General features: G+C 69.8%; 17 protein-coding genes. 15 read left to right on the forward strand and 2 right to left on the reverse strand.

The features are described from left to right. Window positions 1–221 precede the first annotated feature (221 nt). From DJ73_RS18465 to DJ73_RS18510, 10 genes are all read left to right on the forward strand, one after another. Window positions 222–1,451, forward strand: coding sequence for an argininosuccinate synthase (locus DJ73_RS18465; RefSeq protein WP_094527290.1), 1,230 nt, complete (start codon window positions 222–224; stop codon window positions 1,449–1,451). Next, window positions 1,452–2,924: an argininosuccinate lyase gene (gene argH / locus DJ73_RS18470; RefSeq protein WP_094558702.1), complete on the forward strand. Its 1,473-nt coding sequence runs from the start codon at window positions 1,452–1,454 to the stop codon at window positions 2,922–2,924. Between the two features lie 223 nt (window positions 2,925–3,147). Then, complete coding sequence (gene lysW, locus DJ73_RS18475) at window positions 3,148–3,336, forward strand: lysine biosynthesis protein LysW (protein WP_094522830.1); 189 nt, start codon at window positions 3,148–3,150, stop codon at window positions 3,334–3,336. A gap of 41 nt (window positions 3,337–3,377) precedes the next feature. Next, the gene (gene lysX / locus DJ73_RS18480; RefSeq protein ID WP_094522874.1) at window positions 3,378–4,286 is read left to right on the forward strand and encodes a lysine biosynthesis protein LysX; all 909 of its coding nucleotides are present in this window, start codon (window positions 3,378–3,380) and stop codon (window positions 4,284–4,286) included. Beyond that, on the forward strand, window positions 4,283–5,371 hold the full coding sequence (gene argC, locus DJ73_RS18485) for an N-acetyl-gamma-glutamyl-phosphate reductase (protein WP_094558703.1): 1,089 nt from the start codon (window positions 4,283–4,285) through the stop codon (window positions 5,369–5,371). Before lysX ends, argC begins: the two co-directional genes overlap by 4 nt. Continuing rightward, on the forward strand, window positions 5,368–6,294 hold the full coding sequence (locus DJ73_RS18490; protein WP_094558704.1) for an acetylglutamate/acetylaminoadipate kinase: 927 nt from the start codon (window positions 5,368–5,370) through the stop codon (window positions 6,292–6,294). The genes argC and DJ73_RS18490 overlap by 4 nt, the downstream gene beginning before the upstream one ends. Continuing rightward, a complete protein-coding gene (locus DJ73_RS18495) occupies window positions 6,291–7,418 on the forward strand; it encodes an aspartate aminotransferase family protein (protein WP_094558705.1) in 1,128 nt (375 codons plus the stop codon). Before DJ73_RS18490 ends, DJ73_RS18495 begins: the two co-directional genes overlap by 4 nt. Then, the gene (locus DJ73_RS18500) at window positions 7,418–8,611 is read left to right on the forward strand and encodes a [LysW]-lysine hydrolase (RefSeq protein WP_094558706.1); all 1,194 of its coding nucleotides are present in this window, start codon (window positions 7,418–7,420) and stop codon (window positions 8,609–8,611) included. The genes DJ73_RS18495 and DJ73_RS18500 overlap by 1 nt, the downstream gene beginning before the upstream one ends. Window positions 8,612–8,686: 75 nt before the next feature. Then, on the forward strand, window positions 8,687–9,586 hold the full coding sequence (argF, locus tag DJ73_RS18505) for an ornithine carbamoyltransferase (RefSeq protein ID WP_094522820.1): 900 nt from the start codon (window positions 8,687–8,689) through the stop codon (window positions 9,584–9,586). A 532-nt stretch (window positions 9,587–10,118) separates the two neighbouring features. Beyond that, the gene (locus tag DJ73_RS18510; RefSeq protein ID WP_254921712.1) at window positions 10,119–13,199 is read left to right on the forward strand and encodes a hypothetical protein; all 3,081 of its coding nucleotides are present in this window, start codon (window positions 10,119–10,121) and stop codon (window positions 13,197–13,199) included. Window positions 13,200–13,581: 382 nt separating this feature from the next. Here the strand turns inward: DJ73_RS18510 and DJ73_RS18515 are convergent, their stop codons facing one another. Beyond that, window positions 13,582–14,796 (reverse strand): twin-arginine translocase subunit TatC, encoded by a 1,215-nt coding sequence (locus DJ73_RS18515; RefSeq protein WP_094558708.1) that lies wholly within the window; start codon window positions 14,794–14,796, stop codon window positions 13,582–13,584. A 124-nt stretch (window positions 14,797–14,920) separates the two neighbouring features. On the opposite strand from DJ73_RS18515, the gene DJ73_RS18520 reads away from it, so the two are divergent. The 4 genes from DJ73_RS18520 to DJ73_RS18535 all read left to right on the forward strand — a co-directional run bounded on the left by DJ73_RS18520 (window position 14,921) and on the right by DJ73_RS18535 (window position 21,766). Beyond that, window positions 14,921–17,167, forward strand: coding sequence for a twin-arginine translocase subunit TatC (locus tag DJ73_RS18520; protein WP_094558709.1), 2,247 nt, complete (start codon window positions 14,921–14,923; stop codon window positions 17,165–17,167). A 179-nt stretch (window positions 17,168–17,346) separates the two neighbouring features. Next, a complete protein-coding gene (uvrA, locus tag DJ73_RS18525; protein ID WP_094558710.1) occupies window positions 17,347–20,298 on the forward strand; it encodes an excinuclease ABC subunit UvrA in 2,952 nt (983 codons plus the stop codon). 97 nt (window positions 20,299–20,395) lie between these two features. Beyond that, a complete protein-coding gene (locus tag DJ73_RS18530; protein WP_094558711.1) occupies window positions 20,396–21,268 on the forward strand; it encodes a hypothetical protein in 873 nt (290 codons plus the stop codon). Window positions 21,269–21,385: 117 nt separating this feature from the next. After that, window positions 21,386–21,766 (forward strand): RidA family protein, encoded by a 381-nt coding sequence (locus tag DJ73_RS18535; RefSeq protein ID WP_094522808.1) that lies wholly within the window; start codon window positions 21,386–21,388, stop codon window positions 21,764–21,766. 17 nt (window positions 21,767–21,783) lie between these two features. Here the strand turns inward: DJ73_RS18535 and DJ73_RS18540 are convergent, their stop codons facing one another. Beyond that, window positions 21,784–23,793 carry a helix-hairpin-helix domain-containing protein gene (locus tag DJ73_RS18540; RefSeq protein ID WP_094558712.1) on the reverse strand — a complete coding sequence of 670 codons (2,010 nt, stop codon included), beginning with the start codon at window positions 23,791–23,793 and terminating at the stop codon, window positions 21,784–21,786. 104 nt (window positions 23,794–23,897) lie between these two features. Between DJ73_RS18540 and larE the strand changes: the two genes are divergently transcribed. Beyond that, on the forward strand, window positions 23,898–24,803 hold a 906-nt coding region (gene larE / locus DJ73_RS18545), incomplete at its 3' end, for an ATP-dependent sacrificial sulfur transferase LarE (protein ID WP_094558713.1).

Consider the following 24,803-nt stretch of genomic DNA (forward strand, 5'->3'; position numbering starts at 1 on the left):
ACGAGCCCCGCGACCGCGACGAGGCGTCCGACCGCCGCGACCGGCTTCCGGCGCGGCGCGACGACGGGCCCCCTCGGGCCAGTAATCTTCATCCCTCGTCGCGTTCGCGCCGTTTCGTCCCGTAGAGTGACAGCTGTGTCCGCCGATAGCGTCGCCGCTGCCTTTTTCTTACTATATCTAAAGCGGTGAATTTAAGAGTGTGAACCCAGTGTACTCCTGTAATGGCAACCGTTGCACTCGCGTTCAGTGGGGGACTCGACACCACAGTCTGCGTGCCGCTGTTGAAAGAGGAGTACGGCTACGACGAGGTCATCGGCGTCAACGTCGACGTCGGGCAGCCGACCGAGGAGTTCGACGAGGCCGAGGAGACCGCCGAGGCGCTGGGGCTCGACCTCCACGTCGTCGACGCGAAAGCGGAGTTCGCGGACCTGTGTTTCGACGCGGTGAAGACGAACGCGACGTACCAGGGCTACCCGCTCGGGACCGCCCTCGCGCGCCCCGTCATCGCCGAGGCGATCCTGGGCGTCGCCGAGGATCAGGGCTGTGACGCCATCGCGCACGGCTGCACGGGGAAGGGGAACGACCAGCTCCGGTTCGAGGCCGTCTGGCGCGGCTCGGATCTGGAGGTCATCGCGCCCGTCCGCGAGCTCGGGCTCACCCGCGAGTGGGAGATCGACTACGCGGCCGAGAAGGACCTGCCCGTCGAGGCCGGCGACGGCGGCGTCTGGTCCATCGACGAGAACATCTGGTCGCGCGCGGTCGAGGGCGGCAAGCTGGAGGACCCGGACTACGAGCCGCCGGAGGACATCTACGAGTGGACCGCCGAGCCGGAGGGCGAGACCACCATCGAGGTGACGTTCGAGGAGGGCGTCCCCGTCGCCGTCGACGGCGAGGCGATGGACCCGGTGCCGCTCATCCAGCACCTCAACGAGTACGCCGGCGGCTACGGCATCGGCCGCACCGACGTGATGGAGGACCGCATGCTCGGGCTGAAGGTGCGCGAGAACTACGAGCACCCGGCCGCGACCGTCCTGCTGACGGCCCACCAGGCGCTGGAGGACCTCGTGCTCACGAAGAACGAGCGCTCGTTCAAGAAGGGGATCGAGCAGGAGTGGTCCGAGAAGGCGTACCAGGGCCTCGTGTTCGCGCCCGTCGTCGACGCCCTGAACGCCTTCGTCGACGAGACGCAGGACGTGGTGACCGGCACGGCCACGGTGAAGGTGTCGGGCGGGAACTGCCGCGTCGTCGCCCGCGACTCCGAGTACGCCGTCTACTCCGAGGAGATGGCCTCGTTCAACACCGAGGACGTCGCCGGCATCGCGCAGGCCGACGCCACGGGCGTCGCGAAGTACCACGGGCTCCAGGAGCGCCTCGCAAACGACGTGAAGAAAGCGGTCTCGAAGCCCGAACTGGCGACGGACGGGAGCGGAACCGACGACGAGTCCGAATAGATGACCGACGACGATCCTGGCACCGCCGTCCGGCGCGACCGCTTCAGCGGCGGCCCCGCCCGCGAGTTCCTGTCGAGCCTCGCGGCCGACGCGGCCATCTTCGAGGCGGACCTCGCGGTCGACCGCGCGCACACGGTGATGCTCGCCGAGCGGGCGATCGTCGACGACGCGGTCGCCGGCGAGATCCTCGGCGCGCTCGACGACGTGGAGGCCGCCGGTCACGGCGACCTCCCGGACGGCGAGGACGTTCACGAGGCGATCGAGACGGCCGTCATCGACCGCGTCGGGCCGGACGGCGGGCGGATGCACACCGCCCGCTCGCGCAACGACGAGGTGGCGACCTGCATCCGGTACCGGCTCCGTGAGGACCTGCTCGCGGCCGCCGAGGCCACGGTCGCGCTCCGCGAGGCGCTCGTCGAGGTGGCGAGCGAGCACGCCGAGACCGTGATGCCCGGCTACACGCACCTCCAGCCGGCCCAGCCGACGACGGTCGCGCACTACCTGCTGTCGTACGAGGGCGGGGTCGCGCGCGACACCGAGCGCCTGCTCGACGCGTACGACCGGGTCAACCGGTCGCCGCTCGGCGCGGCCGCCTTCGCCGGGACGCCGTTCGATATCGACCGCGACCGCACCGCCGAGCTGCTCGGGTTCGACGGTCAGGTCCGGAACTCCACGGACGCGGCGTCGGCCCGCGACTTCCTCGCGGAGGGCGCGACCGCCTGCGCCACGCTCGCGACGACGCTGTCGGGGCTCGCGGAGGACCTCATCCTCTTCTCGAACAAGGGGTTCGTGGAGCTGTCGGACGCGTATTCGTCCACGTCGTCAATCATGCCGCAGAAGAAGAACCCCGACACGCTGGAGCTGACCCGCGGCGTCGCCGGCGACGCGATCGGGGAGGCGACGGGGACGCTGAGCCTGCTCAAGGGGCTCCCGCGCGCGTACAACCGCGATCTCCAGCGCGCCCACGCGGGCGTGTTCGAGATCGCCGACGACGTGCGGGAGGCGACCGAGGTCGCGGCGGGCGCGGTCGCGACGGCCGACTGGGACGCGGCGGCGCTCGCGGGCGCCGCGGGCGACGGCTTCTCGACGGCGACGGGGGTCGCCGACCTGCTCGCGATGAGCGGGCTGCCGTTCCGGACGGCCCACGAGATCGTCGCGACGGCCGCGGAGACGGTGGGTGACGACGACTCGCCAGACGCGGCGGCCGCAAAAGTTGACGAGGCCACTCGAAACGTGACCGGTGAGCCCCTCTCGGCGTACGTGAGCCGCGAGGAGTTGGAGTCGGCGCTCGACCCCGCGGCCAGCGTGGCGAGCCGCGACTCCGCCGGGGGACCGGCCCCCGAGGCGGTCGCCGAGGAACTCGCCGTCGTCGAGTCCGGGATCGAGGCGGACCGCGACGCGCTGGCGGCGGAGCGCGACGCGCTCGCCGCCGCGAGCGAGGCGCTGGGCGCGGAGGTCGATCGCTATGTCTGAGCCGCGACGACCGCTCGGCGTTCGTCGCCTCGGTCGGCGCCCCCCCGACCGACGTCGACGACCGTCCCCGTAAGGGGAACACATTTACTACCGAGATCTGACATCCGATCTCGATACGGCCCGATTTCGCCGAACTGCTTCCGTTAGCGGCCGATCCATTTTATGTAAACTATCCAATAAGTTCGAAGCCTTTATCACCGTTCGCAGTCGAGTGTCTGCCACGATGACGACCGACACCGACACGCTGCTGGCAGAGGACCCGATCACGGGCGAGGAGATCGAGCTTCCGGCCGACGTCGAGGTCGGCGAGATCATCGACAGCCCGGTCACCGGGACCGAGCTGGAGGTCATCTCGCTGGACCCCGTCGTGTTAGAGGAGGCCCCCGAACTCGAGGAGGACTGGGGCGAGTAGATGGCGACGATCGCCGCGACCGCGACTCCCGAGTGGTCGACATGCGCGTAGGGATCCTCTACTCCCGGATCCGGAAGGACGAGAAGCTCCTGCTCAACGAGCTCCGCGACCGGGACCACGACGTCGAGAAGATCGACGTACGCAAGGAGCGGTTCGGCCTGGAGTCGACGACCGCGAACGTCGACGGCCTCGATCTGGTCGTCGACCGCTGCCTGTCGACGAGCCGCTCGCTGTACGCGGCGCGGTTCCTCGACAGCTACGGCGTCCCGGTCGTGAACGGCCCGGAGACGGGCGACGTCTGCGCCGACAAGGCGAAGAACTCGCTCGCGCTCGCCGAGGCGGACGTCCCGACCCCGGCGACCGAGGTCGCGTTCACGAAGGAGGCCGCGCTGGAGGCGATCGAGTCGTTCGGCTACCCCTGCGTGCTCAAGCCCGTCGTCGGCTCGTGGGGCCGGCTGATGGCGAAGATCGACACCCGGGACGCGGCCGAGGCGATCTTAGAGCACAAGGAGACGCTCGGCCACTACGAGCACAAGGTGTTCTACGTGCAGGAGTTCGTCGACAAGCCCGGCCGCGACATCCGCGTGCTGGCGGTCGACAGCGAGCCGATAGCCGCGATGACTCGGTCGTCTGACCACTGGCTCACGAACGCCGCGAAGGGCGGCGAGACGGCGTCGTTCGACCTCGACGACCGCGCGCTGGAACTGGTCGAGCGCGCGAGCGAGGCGGTCGGCGGCGGGATGCTCGGTGTCGACCTGATGGAGGTCGGCGGGACCGACTCCGGCGAGTACACCGTCCACGAGGTGAACCACACCGTCGAGTTCAAGGCGCTCGACGCGGCCACCGACGTCGACGTCCCCGCGGAAGTCGTCGACTGGCTGGAGGCGAAGGCCGCCGCGGCCGCCGACGGCGACGCCGCGGACGACGACGCCACGGAGGCGACCGCATGACGGCGGAGTCCGGAGCGACCGCCGCGGACGACGCGACGCCCGACGAGACGTACACCGCGAGCGTCGTCGGCGGCACCGGGTTCACCGGCGGCGAGCTGCTGCGGCTCCTCGCCGGCCACCCCGCGTTCGACGTGGTGCAGGCCACGTCGCGGTCGGCGGACAACATGACCGTCGGCCGGTCGCATCCGAACCTGCGCGGACTCGACCTGCGCTTCTCGGACCCGGGCGACCTCGAGTCGGTCGACGTCCTCTTCTCGGCGACGCCGCACGGCGTCTCGATGGGGCGGATCGACGAGTACTTCGAGGTCGCCGACACCGTCGTCGACCTCTCGGCCGACTTCCGGCTGCCCGAGGCCGACGCCTACGACGAGTGGTACGACGGCCACGAGTCGCCGGAGTACCTGGAGCGCGCGGAGTACGCGCTCCCCGAGATCAACCGCGAGAACCTCCCCGGCGCCGACCTGATCGCCGGCGGGGGCTGCAACGCGACGGCGACGATCCTCGGGCTGAAGCCGCTCGTGGACGCCGGCGCGCTCGGCCCGGACGCGGGCGAGGTCGTCGTCGACGTGAAGGTCGGCTCCTCGGAGGGCGGCGCCGGCGGCGGCGCGGCCTCCTCGCACCCGGAGCGCTCCGGCGTGGTCCGCCCGTACGCCCCGACCGGACACCGCCACGAGGCGGAGATCGAGGCGTACCTCGGACTCGACGTCTCCTTCACCGTCCACGCGGTCGACATGGTGCGCGGCGCGAGCGCGACCTGCCACGTCTTCCCCGACGAGCCGGTCTCGAAGGGGGACCTGTGGACGGCGTACCGCGGCGCGTACGCCGACGAGCCGTTCATGCGGATCGTCTCCGGCGGGGGCGGCGTCTACCGTTACCCAGAGCCGAAGTCGGTCGCGGGCACGAACCACGGCGAGGTCGGCTTCGAGCTCGACCCCGGCAACCGGCGCGTCGTCGTCTTCTCGGCGATCGACAACATGACCAAGGGGTCGGCGGGCCAGGCGGTCCACGCGGCGAACGTCGCGCTCGGACTGCCGGAGACCGCCGGTCTCGAGTTCGGGGGACTCCACCCGGTGGGATCGCCATGAGGGGCGGGCGCGACGCGACGGTCGCGGTCGCCGACGGCGGGGGCGACCCCGCCGACGAGCCCCCCGTCGTCGTCAAGATCGGCGGCGCGAAGGCGGTCGACCCGGCCGGCGCGGTCGGCGACGTCGCCCGCCTCGCCGCCGACGGGCGGCGGATCGTCGTCGTCCACGGCGGCTCCACGGTCGTCGACGAGACGATCGAGCGGCTCGGCATGGAGCCGGAGTACGTCGAGTCCGCCTCCGGCGTCACGGGCCGGTTCACCGACGCGGACGCGATGGAGGCGTTCACGATGGCGATGGCCGGGAAGCTCAACACGGAGCTGACCGCCCGGTTCCGCGAGGCCGGCGTCGACGCGGTCGGCCTCTCGGGCGTCGACGGCGGGCTCCTCTCTGGGCCTCGCAAGTCGGCGGTCCGCGTGGTCGAGGACGGCAAGAAGAAGATCCGCCGCGGCGAGCACTCCGGGCGGATCGAGTCGGTGAACGCCGGTCTCCTCTCGGGACTGCTCGGCGACGGCTACACTCCCGTCGTCTCGCCCCCGATGGAGGGGAGAGAGAGCGACGGCGGCGTCACGCCGGTCAACGCCGACGCCGACCGGGCGGCCGCCGCGGTCGCCGGCGCGCTCGGCGCCGACCTCGTCCTGCTGACGGACGTGGCGGGCGTGTACGCGGACCCCGACGATCCCGACACGCTGATCGAGTCGGCGTCGACGCCCGACGAGCTGGCGGCGGTCGAGGACGCCGCCGAGGGGTTCATGGGCAAGAAGGTGATGGCCGCGACGGAGGCGCTCTCCGGCGGCGCCGGGCGCGTCGTCGTCGCCGACGCCAACGTCAACGACCCGATCGTCGCCGCGCTCGGCGGCGAGGGGACGGCGATCGAGCGGTCGGCGGTCGCAGATCAGGCCGAGAGCGGAGGTGAGACCGCGTGAGCGGCTTCGTCTTCTCGGAGAAGCCGATCGAGATCGCCTCGGGCGACGAGGTGTACGTCACGGACACCAACGGCACCGAGTACCTCGACTTCGGGGCGAGCTACGCCTGCACGCCGGTCGGTCACTGCCACCCCGAGGTCGTCGACGCCGCGACGAGCCAGCTGGAAGAGCTCATGTACGTGCAGGCGTCGTACCCGCACGCGGCGCGGACGGCGCTGTACGAGCGGCTCGCCGAGACTGGGCCGGTCGACGTCGACAACGTCTGGCTCTGTAACTCCGGCACGGAGGCCAACGAGGCCGCGCTGAAGTTCGCCCGGCACGCGACGGGCCGCGAGAAGATCGTCGCGACGACCCAGGGGTTCCACGGTCGGACGATGGGCGCGCTCGCGACCACCTGGAAACAGAAGTATAAGAACGGGTTCGAGCCGCTCGCGGGCGGCGTCGAGTTCGTCGAGTACGGCGACGCCGAGGCGATGCGCGAGGCCGTCGACGACGAGACCGCCGCGGTGATCCTGGAACCCCTCCAGGGCGAAGGCGGGATCAACCCCGCCGACACCGAGTACCTGCAGGCGGTCCGCGTCGCGACGGCGACGTCGGGCGCGGCGATGATCCTCGACGAGATCCAGACCGGGCTCGGCCGCACGGGGTCGCTATGGGCGGCCGATAAGCACGACGTCGTCCCGGACGTCCTCACGACCGCGAAGGGGCTCGGCAGCGGGCTCCCGATCGGCGCGACGCTGTGCCGCGACTGGATCGCCGAGAACGCCGGGAACCACGGCTCGACGTTCTCGGGCGGGCCCGTGGTGTCGGCGGCGGCAGGCGCCACGCTCGACGTCATCGAGCGCGAGGGGCTCCCGGACCACGCCGCCGAGGTCGGCGCGTACCTCCGCGGGCAGGTCGAGGAGCGCCTCGGCGACGAGGTCCGCGACGTGCGCGGCGACGGCCTGATGATCGGCATCGAGGTGAAGCGCGGCTCGAACCGCCTGCTTCGCGACCTCGCGATCGACCACCAGATCCTCGCGCTGCCGGCGGGCCGGACCGTGTTGCGCCTGCTCCCGCCGCTGACGATCGAGCGCGAGCACGCCGACGCGGTCGTCGACGCCCTCGCGGAGGTGATCGGGTGATGGCGACCGGGAAGGGACGCGAGAGCGGCGCGGAGTCGGACGCCGAGGACGCGGCGGCCGAGTCGTCCGCGGCCGGGACCGACGTCGTCGCCGGCGGGGGCTACCCCGCCGCCTGCGACACGCCGGCCCGGAAGCTGCTGTACGACATGGTGTCGATCCCCTCGCCCTCGGGCGAAGAGGAGCGGGCCGCGGAGCGGCTCGTCGACTTCTTCGAGGCGAACGGTCGGGACGCGTGGGTCGACGACGGCGGGAACGTCCGGGCGCCCGCCGACGACGCCGTCCTCCTGACCTCGCACGTCGACACGGTCCCGGGCGACATCCCGGTCGAGGTGCGGGCGGCGCCCCCCGAAGGCGAACTGCCCGAACCGTCCGACGTCCGCGTCGGCAAGCCCGGCGAGCCCGTGCTGTGGGGTCGCGGGGCGGTCGACGCGACGGGACCGCTGGTCTCGATGGCGGTCGCGGCGGTGAAGACGGGCGTCTCGTTCGCGGGCGTCGTCCGCGAGGAGGTCGACTCCGGCGGCGCGAGACACCTCATCGACGACCGCGACGCGCCGGAGGCGGTGATCAACGGCGAGCCCTCCGGCTGGGCCGGGATCACACTCGGCTACCGCGGCCTGCTTGAGGGGACGTACGTGAACACGAGCGAGTCGGGCCACTCCTCGCGGCCGGAGCCGAACGCGATCCAGCACGCGATCGACTGGTGGCACGGCGTCGAGGAGGCGTTCACCCCCGAGGACCCGGAGACCGCGGTGTTCGATCAGGTGACGACCAAGCCCATCTCGATCGACGGCGGGCTGAGCGACGACGGGCTCGCGGTGGAGACGACGATGGACGTCCAACTGCGGGTGCCGCCCTCCCGACCGGTCGACGAGATCCACGAGCTCGCGGAGGCGGAGCTGTCGACCGGGTCGGTCCACTGGGGCGACCCGATGCCGCCCGTGATGGAGAGCCCGCGGACCGGCCTGGCGCGGGCGTTCCGCGTCGCGATCCGGGGCGCCGGCGGCGACGTGCGCCTGCTCCGGAAGACCGGGACGAGCGACATGAACCTCTTCGCGGCGGCGTGGGACTGCCCGATGGTCACCTACGGCCCCGGGAACTCGGACCTGGACCACGCGCCGGACGAGCGGCTCCCGCTCTCCGAGCTGGACCGCGCCGTGACCGTCCTGACCGACGTCTGTCGGAAGCGACTGTAACCCGACGCCTCGCGAGCACCGACACGCGACCGTTTTCGAACGACACCACGGACCACACGCACCACACACCACACGATGCCACTCGCCACCGACGACTTCCTCGACATCGACGACGTGACGCCCGCCGAACTGGACGCCCTGCTCGACCGCGCCGCCGCGATGAAGGCGGGCGAGACCGACCCCCGACTGGGCGACGCGACGCTCGGGATGATCTTCGAGAAGCCCTCGACGCGCACGCGGGTCTCCTTCGAGACGGGGATGACCCGGCTCGGCGGCCACGCGATGTTCCTCGGGCCGGACGACATCCAGCTCGGCCACGGTGAGCCGCTGAAGGACACCGCGCGCGTGCTCGGCCGGTACGTCGACGGCGTGATGGCCCGGCTGTTCGACCACGAGGACGTCGAGACGCTCGCCGAGTACGCCGACTGCCCCGTGATCAACGGGCTCACCGACGAGGCGCACCCCTGCCAGACGCTCGCCGACCTGCTCACCATCCGCGAGACGGTCGGAGAGGACGCCACCGTCGCGTGGGTCGGCGACGGCAACAACGTCGGGCAGTCGTTCGTCGTCGGCGCCGCGATGGCCGGCGTCGACGTCTCCGTCGCCACCCCAGCCGACTACGGGATGGACCCCGACGTCTTCGACCGCGCCGCCGAGTTCGGGGCGGACGTGGAGCCGACCACGGACCCCGAGGCCGCGATCGACGGCGCCGACGTCGTCTACACCGACGTGTGGATCTCGATGGGGCAGGAGGACCTGCGCGAGGAGAAGCTCGCCGCCTTCGACGGGTTCCAGCTGAACGCGGACCTGCTGGCGGGCACCGACGCGAAGGTGATGCACTGCCTGCCCGCGCACCGCGGCGAGGAGGTCACCGACGACGTGCTGGAGTCAGACCGCGCCCTCGTCTGGGACCAGGCCGAGAACCGGATGCACGCGCAGAACGCGCTGCTCGTCGAACTGCTCGGCGGGGAGTGAGGAGGAGCGGAAGCCGAGCGTGGCACAGGACTATTGATAAGTGATGTGCGGTGGCGCGTGCCTGCGAGCGCCCCACGGCCGCGAGCAGCACGCACGAGGGAGGCGGCGAACGTAGTGAGCCGCGGGGTAGGGGGGCGTGAGGTACGGGGCGGTGCAGTCGGGTGAGACTCAAGGAGACAGCGGCGAGGACGAGGCGCAACGAATGAGATTGCTGGCGGTCAAACCAAGAGATCAGCCACTGGTTTCTCGCCATTGCGCTGGTCGAACCCGGTTGCCAGAGCCGGTCTGTGCAGCCGAAAATTCGTTAAGCGATTTACCAAACGCTCCTCTATCACCGAATCGGGTGAAAGCCGGGTATCCACCGGTTAGCACGTTTCTAACAGCGGGCGTTCTCTGAACGCTCCGATTAGCTTAAGACGGATAGGTGCACAATTGAGGTTCTTATCACATGAATTATCTGATGAAGTGTCAAATAATTATATAATGTGCGACAGTGTCGTTTGTTAACATGGTAGAACAGCTATCAGGGCGAGTGCCAGCTTCGCACGAATGGGGCGAACTCGAGCTACCGTCGGCAGCATCCGACCGGGTCGTGCTCGCGTCGATCGACACGTACGCCGGCCACAACACCGCCGACGTCCGCATGCGGAACGCCGAGTCCGAGACGATGGAGCTGTTCGTCGAGGAGGAGCGGTCGGCGGACGACGAGATCAGACACAACGTCGAAGAGATCGGCTTCTTCGCGACCGAGGCCGGCCCGATTACTGACCAATCGGGGACGACCATCGGCGAGGCCGGAGTCGTCACGACCGACCAGACCGACGAGGGCGAGTGGCACACCGTTAGCCTAGAACGGGAATTCACGAGCCCGGTCGCGTTCGCGCAGGTGATGAGCTACAACGGCTCGGACCCGTGTCACGTCCGGCTCCGATCGGTCAGCGGCGGCTACGGTTCCGAGTTCGAGTTCCAGATTGAGGAGTGGAATTACCTCGACGGCCAGCACACCACCGAGCGGATCGGGTACGTCGTGCTGGAGTGGGGGACCCACCAGCTCGACGGCGGCGTCCCGCTCGTGGTCGGGACGAGGTCCGAGACGGATGCCTGGTCGGACGCCCTCTTCGGCGAGGACCTCGGAACAGACCCGGTACTCATTACGCGGTGTCAGACCCGCAACGGAAGCCACGAGGTCGTCACGCGGAACCGCCGCGTCTCCGGGTCCGGTGCGGCGGTCCGGCTGCAGGAGGAGGAGGCACGCGGCGGCGCCCACGTGAGCGAGACGGTCGGCTACCTCGCGATGCCGCAGCTCCGCTCGGCGATGCCCGCCGAGCACGTCGCCACTACGCACGAGAGAGCGGGTGTCCGTTTCTCCGGGTCCAGACCGTCCGACCCCGTCGTGCTCGCGTCGATCGACACGTACAACGGGACCGACACCGCCGACGTTCGGCTGCGAAACGTCCACCGCGGCGGGATGGAGCTGTTCATCGAGGAGGAGGCCTCGAAGGACGACGAGATGAACCACAACGAGGAGGCGATCGGCTACCTCAGGACCGGGACCGGACCGCTGTACGACGACGCCGGCTCCCGGATCGGCGAAGCGGGCGTGCTCAGAACCGACCAGCCGGGGCGCGGAGAGTGGCATGCGGTCGATCTCGAGGGGAGCTACGCGAACCCGGTCGCGTTCGTGCAGGTGATGAGCCACAACGGTTCGAACCCGTGTCACGGCCGCATCCGAAACGTCTCCGCGGACCGGTTCGAGTTCCAGATCGAGGAGTGGGATTACCTCGACGGCCGACACGACGAAGAGGAGATCGGGTACGTCGTGCTCGAGGAAGGCGTCCACGACCTCGCCGGCGGTGAGACCGTCGAGGTCGGGACGACACGGGGCGACGACGGCTGGACGAACGTCGGCTTCAGCGGCCCGGTCGGACACAGCCCGGTCTTGGTGTCGCGATCGCAGACGTATAACGGGACGAACGAGATCGTCACGCGACACCGGAACGTGTCGGCGAGCGGCGCGGAGATCCGCGTGCAAGAAGAACAGGGTCGTGACGATGAACACAAAACCGAGACGATAGGATACGTCGCCGCACCGCGGAGCACGCCCCCTGTCACGACGGGGCTCGTGGAGGCGACCGAGGAATGGGTCGACAGCAGCCTAGCCGGCGTGCCGTCGACCGACCCGGTAGCGCTCGCATCGGTCGAGACGTTCAACGGCGGTAATCCTGTGGGGGTTCGGATGCGCAACGTCGGTTCCAGCGGGTTCGAACTGTTCCTCGAGGAGGAGCAGTCCGCTGACGACGACATGGCTCACACGATCGAGGACGTCGCGATCTTCGCGACAGCCAGTGGGCGGATCCACGACGACGCCGACACGCTCATCGGCGAGGCCGGCGTACTCGCGACAGACCAACCCGATCGTGAGACGTGGCACACCGTGTCTCTCGATGGCAGTTACGCGAACCCGGTCGCGTTCGCGCAACTCATGACGTACAACGGGGAGAACCCGTCGCACACCCGCATACGGAACGTCGACTCGGGCTCGTTCGACGTCAAGATCGAGGAGTGGAACTACCTCGACGGCAGCCACGATCGAGAGGAGATCGGGTACGTCGTACTCGAGGAAGGCGTCCACGAGCTCGAGGGCGAGCTCCCGATCGAGGCCGGCACCACGGTCGCGGACCACGAGTTCGACGACGACGAGGACAACAACGACTACTCGTACGCCGAGACGTTCGAGTGCAACCCGGTCCTCGTCAGTCACTGCCAGACGTACAACGGATGGCACGAAATCGTCACGCGAAATCGCAATGTGAACAGGCGCGGCGCCGATGTCCGGGTTCAAGAGGAGGAGAACCGCGACGGCGCCCACAACGACGAGACGATCGGCTACTTAGTCGCGCCGCAGCTCGTGCTCGGCAATCGCCGCCCGATCGACGAGTTCCGGCCGAGCTGTCACGGCTTCGAATTCGGCAACTCGTTCAACGAGATGCCGAACATCCCGGATCTGCCGGCGAACATCGACAACCAGATCGAGAACATCGACCGAGAGTACGGGCTGTGCGGCGGAATGGCGCTGGCCGCCAAGGACTTCTTCATGCACGACCGGGCGATTCCGGAGGGAGTAAGGACGCCCCAGTCCGGTCGGCTGTTCAACTACCTCTGGGAGCGCCAGCTCGATACGTTCGACCACGCCAGCGGATGGAACGACCTCGCGAAGTTCCTCAAGTTCTACCTCCCGTCGACGTTCACACGCGCCAAGTCCGTCTCGGAGTTCCGCCGGGTGAAGGACGCGCTCGACACCGGCCGGCCCGTCGTGGTCGGACTCGTGTACGTCCGCGCGGGTGACGGCCAACTCTGGGACAACCACCAGGTGCTCGCGTACGACTACACGGAGTCGGGCGGCAAGACGTATATCAATATCTACGACCCGAATCACCCCGGCGCTAACGACGTCGTCATCCGCGTCGACGTCGAGGACCAGAACTGGTACGACCCGGCGCCCGGCGGTGCCAAGATCAGCGCCGAACAGCGGCGCGGTAACACCAAACAGCACAACGTCATCGGGATGATCTACATGGACAAGCCGGCACAGAACCCGCCACAGAGCCTGTGAGATCGAGCCGCACGGGGCGGCGGCAAACCGACTGAACCGGATCTCAAGGGGCATCGGGCCCCACCGGTCACGGCTCCGTAAGCGACGGGAGCTCACCGACGTATCCCAGCCTCTCCCCCTTCGTCGATCGCGAATCAGCCATCGGAGAGCACGTCGACCGTGTCGTTTGGCGCCTCCAAGGCGATACCGACGAGGAGCGACCGCGTCCAGAGATAGGCGACGTCCGGGACTTATCTTCGGACTTATTTGCCTGATCGAACTTGCGAGTGATTCCGTCTGACACGCGCGCACCGTGTTCGCGTTCGACCGACACTAGGGATTCAGTACCGAAACCGATCCACCGTATGGGGGTACTAACGAGGCCAGAAATTCGAACCGCGATCTAGTTCCCGGTCCAGCGCAGTATCGCGAGCGTCCCCTCGTACAGGGCGATCATCGTGAGCGTCACGATGATCGGCGCCATCCCGGTCGGGTCGGGGCTGAACAGGAACGCGATCCCGAGGAACGCCCCCCAGAACAGCAGCCGCTTGGCCTCCAGCCACTGCCGGGTGACGAGGTTCATCATGATCGCGAGCATGATGAACAGCGGGATCTGGAAGACGATCGCCATGAACGCGAGCATGATGACGATGAGGTTGAACGTCTCCGCGAGCCCGAACGCGATCGTCGCGGCGTCGGAGGTGTAGGTGGTGAAATACGAGAAGATGGCGGGCAACACGAGGAAGTGCGCGAACGCGATGCCGATCCCGCCGAGAATGAGGCTCGTCGGGACCGCCGCGAGGTAGTAGCGCCGCTCGTTCTCGTAGAGGCCGGGCTTCATGAACCGGTAGGTCTGGTAGACGAACGCCGGGAGCCCGACGACGACGCCCGCGAGCCCGGCGACCTTCAGCCGCGTGAGCGGGAGTTCGAGGGGGCCGTACAGCCGCGGGCGGTTCTCCAGCGGCGCGGGGATGTGGTAGCTCCAGAAGTAGTTGATGAGCTCCGTCGACTCCGTCACCACGACGAGCGTCGCGAGCCCGCCGAAGAGGAAGACGACGGCGAGCCGCCGCATCATCTCCTCGATGTGGGCCGCCAGCGGCATCTCCTCGTCCGACTCCGGCGCCTCTAACCCCTCGAAGGAGTCGTCGGCGCCGTCGTCCACGATCGTCGCGTCCTCGACCGCACCGGCCGCGGCCGCGTCCTCGGCCGTCGCCGGCGTCCCGCCGTCGCCGAGGCTCTCCGCGGTCGCGGCGTCGTCGTCGGGGACGAAGGACGGATCGTCGGGGTCCTCGCTCTCGTCTCGCTCGCCCGTCTCACCGGTGGCGTCGTCAGCGCCGTCGGTCCCGCTCCCGTCTTCGTCGTCGGTCGCATCGGCGTCCTCGGCCGCGTCGTCGGTCGCATCGGCGTCCTCGGCCGCGTCGCCGGCCTCGTCCGTGTCCGAGGCGCCGTCGACTTCGGGCGTGACTTCCGGGGACACCTCGGGCTCGACGGAGTCCGTCCCGACGGAGTCCGGCTCGTCTCCGCCCGCGTCGGTGCCGCCGCCGTCGCTGGTGGCGTCGTCGACCGAGCCGTCCTCGGGGGCCGATGGCTCGTCGCGCGACCGGTCCGAGTCGTCCATTCACTTCACCTACGCGACCGGGCGACTATAGGCCTTTTCGGATGGAGCCGAGCGCGACCCCGCGGCTCGCGGCGCGCGGGGCGGGTCGAAAAGGTTGATAACGGGGACGGACATCCCCTTTCGTATGGCGAGTGCCCTCGACGAGGATACCCAGCAGTCGCTCGCGCAGGGACGCGAGTCGGCGAAGGCGTTCCTGCGGTCGATCCAGAAGGACCTTCAGAAGGTGTTCGTCGTCTTCCTGCTGGGTTTCCTCGCGACGTTCTGGGCGCTCCGCACGTACATCTGGGAGTTCCTGTACACCGTCACCAAGTCGAACATGTCGCCCGCGGTCGCCGCCGAGGCCGACGTCATCGCGACCACCCCGTTCGAGGTGATCCTCCTCCAGGCGAAGATCGGACTGATCGTCGGCGCTATCGTCGCGATCCCGCCGCTGATCTACGTCTCCCGCGACGAGCTCCGCGCCCGCGGCGCGTGGCCGCAGTCGCCGATCCCGCGCTGGAAGCTCGCGGGGATCGGCCTCCTCGGCGTCGGACTGTTCAGCGTCGGCGTCGGCTACGGGGTGTACGCGTTCTTCCCGATCATGTTCTCCTTCCTGGCCGGCTTCGGGCTGGAGGCGGGGATCCAGCCGACGTACTCCATCGTCATGTGGACGGAGTTCATCGTCTTCCTCTCGCTGTCGTTCGGCCTCGCCGGTCAGATGCCGCTCCTGATCACCGGGCTCTCGTACTCGGGGATCGTCCAGTACGAGACGTTCCGCGACAAGTGGCGCTACGCGGTCGTCGCCATCTTCGTCTTCGGCGCGGTGTTCTCGCCGCCGGACCCGTTCACGCAGCTGATGTGGGCGTTCCCGCTGATCGCCCTCTACGGCTTCAGCCTCTACCTCGCGAAGCTCGTCGTGACGGCCCAGCGGAGCTCCGACCGCATCGACGTGCTCGGCGCGGCCCGGAACCACTGGAACGTCGTCGGCGGCGCGGCCGTCCTCGGCGGCGGGCTCGTGTACGCCTTCTACGAGTACGGCGGTCGGACCGCGGTCAACGACCTCCTCCGGCTGGTCAACAGCGACTGGCGGTTCCTCGAACCGGGCGCCGGCCTCGGCGTCGACACCGCGACCGCCGCGGGGATCTACGCCGCCGTCTGGGCGCTGGTGTTCGTCGCCGTCGCGACGCTGTGGGCCGTCTACGCCGACCTCGACACGACGAGCGCGGGGTACCAGTACGGCGATCCGGCCGCGATCGACGTGGGCGAACTCGACGCCGCGGGCGTCCGGGCCGCGCCCGCCGCCGCCTTCGCGGAGATGGACGAAGAGGAGTCGCTCGCGCTCGCGCAGGCCGCCATCGACGACGACGACCCGACGAAGGCGCAGGCGATCCTCGACCGCTTCGACGAGGTGAACGGGGACGGCGACGGCGGAGACGAGAGCGCCGACGGCGACGAGAGCGGCGACGCCGACGCGACCGGGTCGGGCGGGACCGGCGGCGCGGGCGGCGGCGACCAAGGCGGGCTGATGGGGACGATGCAGGACCGGACCTCGCGCGCGAGTTCGACGTTCCTCTCCGAGCTCACCGACGGCGAGGAGGAGGAGGCCGAAGACGACATCGGGGGGTACTACACCGACCTCAAGTTCATCTTCGACTCGCTGCGCTCGCGGTCGTTCCGGCTCGTCGCCGTCTTCGGTTCGGTGATGGCGGCGGCGTTCACGTGGCTGTACCTCGGCGGGCTCGAGACGGTGCGCAACGACCTCGAACGGCGCGTCCCGGCCGAGGTCGAGGGCGGGATCAACATCATCACGCTCCACCCCGTCGAGGCGCTGATCTTCATGGTGAAGTTCTCGATACTGCTGGGGATCGTCGCGGTGTTCCCGGTCGCGCTCTACTACGCGTGGCCGTCCCTCCGCGAGCGCGGCTTCGTCGCCGGACGGATCTGGAAGGTGTACCTCTGGGCGGGCGCACTGCTCGGCGGACTCCTCGGCGGCTTCGCGCTCGGGTACGCCTACATCGCGCCGGGGCTCATCGGCTGGCTCGTGACCGACGCGCGGCTCGCGGACATGGTGATAACCTACCAGGTGAGCGACTTCCTCTGGCTCGTCGTCTACACGACGATCGGGATCGGCTTCCTCGCCGACATCCCCATCGCCATGATCCTGCTGAACAACGCCGGCGTCCCCTACCGCGTCTTCCGGAGCCGCTGGCGCGAGGTCACCGTCGGGATCATGCTGTTCGCGGCGGTGTTCACCCCCGCGGACGTGATCACGATGATCCTCGCGACGCTCCCGCTGATGGCGGCGTACGGGGTCGGCGTCGGCCTGCTGTTCCTCGTCACGTTCGGCGGGCGCCGGAACCTCTCGCCGCCCTCGCGGGTCATCGAGCCCTGACCGGCGCTGGCGTCGGGGGTAGCTGAGCGCGGGCGTCGGGTAGCTGGGCGCGGGCGTCAAGGGTAGCTGAGCGCGGCCGTCGAGGCCGACCGAGCGCGGGTACCGCGGCCCGCGAGACCGAGCGAGGCGCCGCCGCGACCGACGAGTATTCCCGCGCGCGCACGCTATGAGCGGACGAAATGAGTAAGGACTACATCGAGGTCCGCGGCGCCGAGGAACACAACCTCAAGGACCTCGACGTCCGGATCCCGCGCGAGGAGTTCACCGTCGTCACCGGGCTCTCCGGGTCGGGGAAGTCGTCGCTCGCGTTCGACACGGTGTACGCCGAGGGACAGCGCCGCTACATCGAGTCGCTGTCGGCGTACGCCCGTAACTTCCTCGGGCAGATGGACAAGCCGCAGGTGGAAGCCGTCGAGGGGCTCTCGCCCGCGATCTCCATCGACCAGAAGAACGCCGCGAACAACCCCCGCTCGACCGTGGGAACCGTCACCGAGCTGCACGACTACCTCCGACTGCTGTACGCCCGGATCGGGACCCAGTACGACCCCGTCACCGGCGAAGAGGTCGGCGAGCAGTCCGCGCAGGATATGGTGAGCCAGATCCTCGAACTGCCCGAGGGGACCCGCGCGAAGATCGCCGCGCCGGTCGTCCGCGACCAGAAGGGCGCCTTCGAGGAGCTGTTCGAGGAGCTGGTCTCTGACGGGTACGCCCGCGTCGAGGTCGACGGCGAGCCCGCCGACCTGACGCTCGACGACCCCGAGCTCGACCAGAACTACGACCACACGATCGACGTGATCGTCGACCGCGTGACCGTCTCGCCAGACGCTCGCTCGCGGATCACCGACTCCGTGGAGACCGCCCTCGAGGAGGCCGGCGGCGCGCTCAAGCTGATCGTCCCGGAGCCGCCGGCGGACGTCCCCTTCGCCTCCAACACGCGCTCGACCGGGTCGCTCGCCGAGGACGCCGACGGCGACGACCGACTGGTCGTCGAGTTCTCCGAGGAGCTCGGCAACCCCAACTCCGACTTCCAGTTCTCCGAGATCGAGACGCGCTCGTTCTCCTTTAACAGCCCGTACGGTGCCTGTCCCGAGTGCGAGGGGATCGGCTCCACGAAGGAGGTCGACGAGGACCTCGTAATCGACGACCCCTCGAAGCCGCTCAAACACGTCTTCGAGCCGTGGAGCTACGACCGCACCTACTACTCCCGGCAGCTCGACAACGTCGCCGACCACTTCGGCGTCTCGCTTGAGACGCCCTTCGAGGCGCTCGACGAGGCGATCCGGCGGCAGTTCCTCTACGGCACCGACGGCCTCGTCCACTTCGAGTGGAGAACGAAGAACGGCACCCGCGAGAAGACCGAGCGGTTCGAGGGCGTCATCCCGAACTTAGAGCGACGCCACGTCGAGACCGACTCCGAGCGCGCCCGCGACCACATCGAGGAGTTCATGGCCGTGACGACGTGCCCGGAGTGCGAGGGCACCCGTCTGAAAGAGCAGTCGCGCCACGTGCTCGTCGACGGCACGCCGATCACCGAAGTGAACCAAATGTCGATCGCCGACGCCCGGGCGCACTTCGAGGGGATGGAAGACCGGCTCGGCGAGCGCGACACGACGATCGCCGAGGAGATCTTAAAAGAGATCCGCGCGCGTCTCGGCTTCATGGAGGAAGTCGGCTTGGAGTACCTCACGCTCGACCGCGAGGCGTCGACGCTCTCCGGCGGCGAGAGCCAGCGCATCCGGCTCGCGACGCAGGTCGGCTCCGGGCTCGTCGGGGTGCTGTACGTCCTCGACGAGCCGTCGATCGGGCTCCACCAGCGCGACAACGACCGTCTGCTCGACACGCTCACCGGGCTCCGCGACCTCGGGAACACCCTCGTCGTCGTCGAGCACGACGAGGAGACGATGCGCCGCGCGGACGAGATCATCGACATGGGGCCCGGCCCCGGTAAGCGCGGCGGCGAGGTGGTCGCGCAGGGCGACTTCGACGACATCGTCGCGGCCGACGAGTCGGTCACCGCCGACTACCTCGCGGGCCGAGAAGAGATCCCAGTGCCCGAGGAGCGCCGCGAGCCGGACGGCGAACTGACCGTGCGGGGCGCCCGCCAGCACAACCTCACGGACCTCGACGTATCGATCCCGCTGGGCACGCTGACGACCGTCACGGGCGTCTCCGGCTCCGGGAAGTCGACGCTGGTCCACGACGTCCTTTATAAGGGGCTCGCCCGCGAGATGAACGACAACACTTCGGTCGACCCCGGCGAGCACGACGCGATCGAGGGGATCGAGAACGTCGAGACGGTGCGGCTCATCGACCAGTCGCCCATCGGGCGGACGCCGCGCTCGAACCCCGCGACGTACACCGACGTGTTCGACTACGTCCGCGAGCTGTTCGCGGAGACGAAGCTCTCCAAGCGCCGCGGCTACGAGAAGGGTCGCTTCTCGTTCAACGTGAAGGGCGGGCGCTGCGAGGAGTGCGGCGGCCAGGGGACCGTGAAGATCGAGATGAACTTCCTCTCGGACGTGTACGTCCCCTGCGAGCAGTGCGGGGGGGCGCGCTACAACGACGAGACGCTCGACGTCACGTATAAGGGCGCGACCATCTCCGACGTGCTCGACATGAGCGTCGAGGAGGCGTACGACTTCTTCGAGAGCCACCAGGGGCTCCAGCGCCGCCTGAAACTGCTGAAAGACGTCGGGCTCGGCTACATGGAGCTCGGTCAGCCCTCCACCACGCTCTCGGGCGGGGAGGCCCAACGCGTGAAGCTCGCCGAGGAGCTCGGCAAGAAGGCGACGGGGGACACCCTCTACCTCCTCGACGAGCCGACGACGGGGCTCCACAAGGAAGACGAGCGCAAGCTGATCGACGTGCTCCACCGCCTCGTCGACGGCGGCAACACCGTGGTCGTCATCGAGCACGAGCTCGACTTGGTGAAGAACGCCGACCGCATCGTCGACCTCGGGCCCGAGGGCGGCGAGGGCGGCGGCGAACTCGTCGCCAGCGGGACCCCGGAGGCCGTGGCCCGCGAGGACGACTCTCACACGGGGCGGTACCTCCGGGATCTGCTCCCCGACGTCGACATCGCCGGGCCGCGCGACGACCGTCGGAAGCCCGCGGCCGCGGACGACGACTGAGCGTCGGAGCGCCGAAGGGCGCGCGGGCGTCTCTGCGGTGAGATTCCGGGCGAAATTGGGAAAATCGTTTTGTTTCAACTATCCGTGGTGTCCCGGTATGGAACGACGTTCGTTCCTCTCTGCGGGCGGCGTAGCGGTCCTCGCGCTCGCGGCCGGACGCACCTCCATCGCCGGCGGCGTCGACACCGACGGTCCCACGACGGTCGTCGAGGAGTACTACCGGCGGGCGAGCGCGGCCGGAGACACCGAGGCCTTCGCGGACGACATCCGCGACCTCGCGCACGGCGCGTCTCCGCTCTCGCGTCTCGCCGAGGACGTGCCGATGGCGTGCGACGCCACTCTCCGCCAGGAGCTCGCGGACGCGGCGGTCGTCGCGGAGGACGTCTCGGCCGACCGGATCCGGTCGATCTCCGACTTCCTCGCCGCGTCGCTCGACGATACGGAGGTCGAATCGATCGCGGCGGAGAACGCCGTCGTCTCGGCGATCGTCGCGGACGACGGGGTCGACGGCGGCGAGTTCGAGCTCCGGTGGCTGGTCGCGACCGACGACGACGAGTGGCGGCTCGTGTGGCCCGGCGAACCCGAGGGGCCGGCGGCGGTCGTCAGGGAGTTCTACCGTCGGGCCGAGGCGGCCGAGAGCGCCGAGGCGTTCGCGGACGACGTCGACGAGCTCTCCCACCCCGTCTCACCGCTGTCCGACGTGGCGGCGGACGTTCCGGGCTTCTTCGACGGGGCTCGGCGACAGGACCTCGCCGACGCCGAGGTCATCTCGAGGGACGTCGGCGCCGAGCGAATCAGGGGCGTCTCCGACTTCTTCAACGCCTGGGTGGACGACGAGGCCGTCGAGGCGATCGCCGCGGAGAACGCCGTCGTTGCGGTGACCCTCGACGGCGACCGGAGCGCGAACGGCACCGAGTTGGAGTGGCTCGTCGCGACCGCCGGCGACGAGTGGCGCCTCGTCTGGCTCTGAACGGTCCCGCCGAGTCGGTCGCGGGTCGTCGGCCGGCGCCGGCGATACCGGTCATCGGGCGACCCGACCTGTGAGCGACCCGCATCTTGATACCTCGGCACGCCGTCGCTCCGACCGATGCGAGAGATAACGACAGACGACGTGCCGGAGGCCCTCGGCCCGTACTCGCAGGGGATCGTCTCCGGCGACACGGTCCACGTCTCGGGGAAGACGGGCGTGGACCCCGACACGGGCGAGGCGCCCGAATCGGTCGCCGAACAGACGACGCAGACGCTCGAAAACGTCGCCGCGATACTGGAGGCGGCCGGGACGACGCCGGACCGCATCGTGTCGGCGACCGCCTACCTCACCGACATGGACGACTACGACGCGGTGAACGAGGCGTACCGGTCGTTCCTCTCGGAGCCGTACCCGGCGCGGACCTGCGTCGAGGTGTCCCGGCTCCCCGCGCCGCTCGACGTCGAGATCACGGTCACGGCGGAGCTGGGCGACGACTGAGGACGACCGCTCCCTGGTCAGAACTTCTCCAGTAAGTCCCCGTAGAACTCGGTGTCGCGGTCGCCGGCGAGCTTCTCGACGATGAGCTCCGGGGTCGACCGCGCGAGGTGTCCTTTCCGCGGGGAGCGGTTCACCCGCAGTTCGCCGTCGACGAGCCCCTCGGCCTCGATCCCGTCGACGGCGACGTCGAAGTCGGCCGCGTCGCGGATCTCGCGGGCGAGGTGGGAGACGAAGACGGCGGTCGCGTTCTGCCCGTCGAGCGCCTCCAGGATGCCCGCGATGATCTTCGCGGAGGCGCCGGGCTCGGTGATCGACTCCAGTTCGTCGACGAGGACGAGCCGACCGTCGGCGCCCTCGACGAGGTCGCCGAAGTCGCGGAGAGTCGCCTCGAACGCGCCCGCGTCGAGGGTGCCCTGCGACTTCGCGTAGTAGTGGATCTCCTCGAAGCGCTCGACCCTCACCGACGCGGCGGGGACGGGCATCCCCATCTGGGCGAGCACGACCACGAGCGCCACGAGGTCCAGCGTGGACGTCTTCCCGCCGGAGTTGACCCCGGAGAGGAGCGTCGCGCCAGACACCGCGTAGTCGACCGGCTCGGCGTCGGCGAAGTCGACGTCGAGGAGGGGGGAGCGACCGCCCTCGATCCGGAAGCCCGAGTCGGACGACTCGGGGCCGACCACCTCGGGCAGGACGCAGTCGAAGTCGGCGGCGAACCGCGCGATCGCGAGCTCCACGTCGAGTTCGAGGGCGTCCCGGACGAGGTCCTCGACGGGCTCGCGGAGCTCGCCGAGGTCGCTCGCCAGCTCGGCCTTCAGCCGGGCCGCGCGCCGGTCGCGCGCGGCGGCGAGCTCGGTGCGGAGCCGCGAGACGGCGCTCTCGTCGTGGTCGACCGGAAACGAGGGGTCGCCGCCGAAGACGCGGTCTGCGAGCTCCGCCTCCTCGGGCGCCAGACGGAGCGCGTCGGCGAGGTGCTCGCGGGCGCGGGCCATCGCCTCGTCGTACTCGTCGGCGAGCTCGCGGTCAAGCAGGGAGTCGACGCGGGCGCCCTGCTCGACTAAGGAGAGGAAGTCGGTCCCCTCGATCGTCACGTCTCGCTCGCGGATCGCCTCTCGGAGGCGGTCGTCGGCGACCGACTCCGCGGTCGACACCGCGGCGTCGAGGTCGTCGACGGCGGCGGTCAGTCGGGTCAGCTCCTCGTCGCCCACGACGGTTCCGTCGTCGTCGAGCCGGGCGAGGGCGTCGCGGAGACGGTCTGGGTCCGCGGCGGGATCGCCGTCAGAGACGGGGTCGCCCGCGGTCGCGGCCGCCTCGTGGACCGCCGCGGCCGCCTCCAGCCGCTCGCGGTTCGCGGCGAAGAAGGAGAGCAGGCGCTCGGGCACGGTCTCGGCGGGCTCATCGAGCGCGTTCGGGCGAACGTGGACGTCGCCCTCGACGTCGAGCCCCGCGAACTCCTCGTCGAGGACGATCACGGTCGCGTACGACCGGGCGAGCTCGGAGACGTCGCGGGCGTTCTCGACGGTCTCGACCGACAGCTCCGGGGCGGCGGACTCCGCGCGGGCGAGCGTCTCGGCGTCGGCGGTCGCGAGACAGCGGTCTCGCACCCGGACCGTCGGCGGGTCGGCGAGGGGCTCGACGCCGGCGAGCGCCTCGCGGACCGCGGGGACGGGATCGCGCTCGATCGCCGCCTCGACGAACGACTGCGCCTCCTCGATCCGCGAGGCGGACGCGCTCGGATAAAAGGTCTCCAGCCGCTTGGCGGCGTAGTCGGTGACGGTGCGCTCGCGCAGCAGGTCGATCGCCTCCCGGTACACCTCGCGGGCGCGGTCGGTCGCCAGCACGCGGCCGTCGTCGCCGTGTCGCCGGCGGATCGCGCCGCGGGCGATCCGGGCCGCGCGGGCCTCGTTGACGCCGGGCGCGCGGGCGATCGCGGCGACGTCTCCCGACTCGACGGTCCCGGCGGGATCGTCGAGGTCGCGCAGCGCGTCCGCCGTTTTCGCCCCGACGCCGGGGATCGCCTCCAGATCCATCTACTCGCCGCTATCGCGGCGACGCGCAAAAGGATGGGGGGTCGCGATCCCGTCTCCGCGCCGCGGCCGACGCGCTTTTTCCCGCCGCCCGCGAACGCGGGGCCATGAGCCATCACACCCTCGCCGCCGACGGGGACGCGCTCGACCCGGAGACGGTGGCGAAGGCGGCGGCCGCCCGCGACGCCCTCGCCGAGCGCGACGGGGTCCTCGTCGCCTTCTCGGGCGGCGTCGACTCCGCGGTCGTCGCCGCGCTCGCGCGCGACGCCCTCGGCGACGACGCGGTCGCCTGCACGGCGCGGAGCGAGACCCTGCCCGCCGCGGAGCTCGACGACGCGAATCGAGTCGCGGGCGAGATCGGGATCCGCCACGAGACGGTCACCTTCTCCGAGCTCGACGACCCGAACTTCGTCGCCAACGACGGCGACCGGTGTTACCACTGCCGCACCATGCGGCTCGGCCGAATGTACGATGCGGCCAAGGAGCTGGGCATCGGCACCGTCTGCGACGGGACCAACGCCGACGACCCCGGCGAGGGGCATCGCCCCGGCCTGCGGGCGGTCGAGGAGCTGGACGTGTTCTCGCCGCTGTTGGACGCCGGGATTTCGAAGGCGGAGGTGCGGGCGATCGCGGACGCGTACGGTCTGTCGGTCGCCGACAAGCCGTCGATGGCGTGTCTCTCCTCGCGGATCCCGACCGGGCTGGAGGTGACGGAGGAGCGTCTCACTCGGGTGGAGAAGGCCGAGCGAGTGCTCCGCGAGTGGGGGTTCGAGGGGTTCCGCGTCCGCGACCACGACGGGCTGGCGCGCGTCGAGATCGCGCCGGACGAGTTGGAGCGCGCGCTCGACCCCGCGTTCGCCGACGCGGTCCACGAGCACCTGACCGACCTCGGCTTCGACTACGTCACCCTCGACATGGCCGGCTACCGGACCGGGAGCGTGAGCCCGGGCGGCGAGGAGGGAGACGAGGGGAAGGGCGGCGACAAGGAGGGCAGCGAGGGGGGCGGCGACGAC

The sequence above is a fragment of the Halorubrum sp. Ea1 genome (assembly GCF_002252965.1).
In the GTDB taxonomy this organism is placed as follows: domain Archaea; phylum Halobacteriota; class Halobacteria; order Halobacteriales; family Haloferacaceae; genus Halorubrum.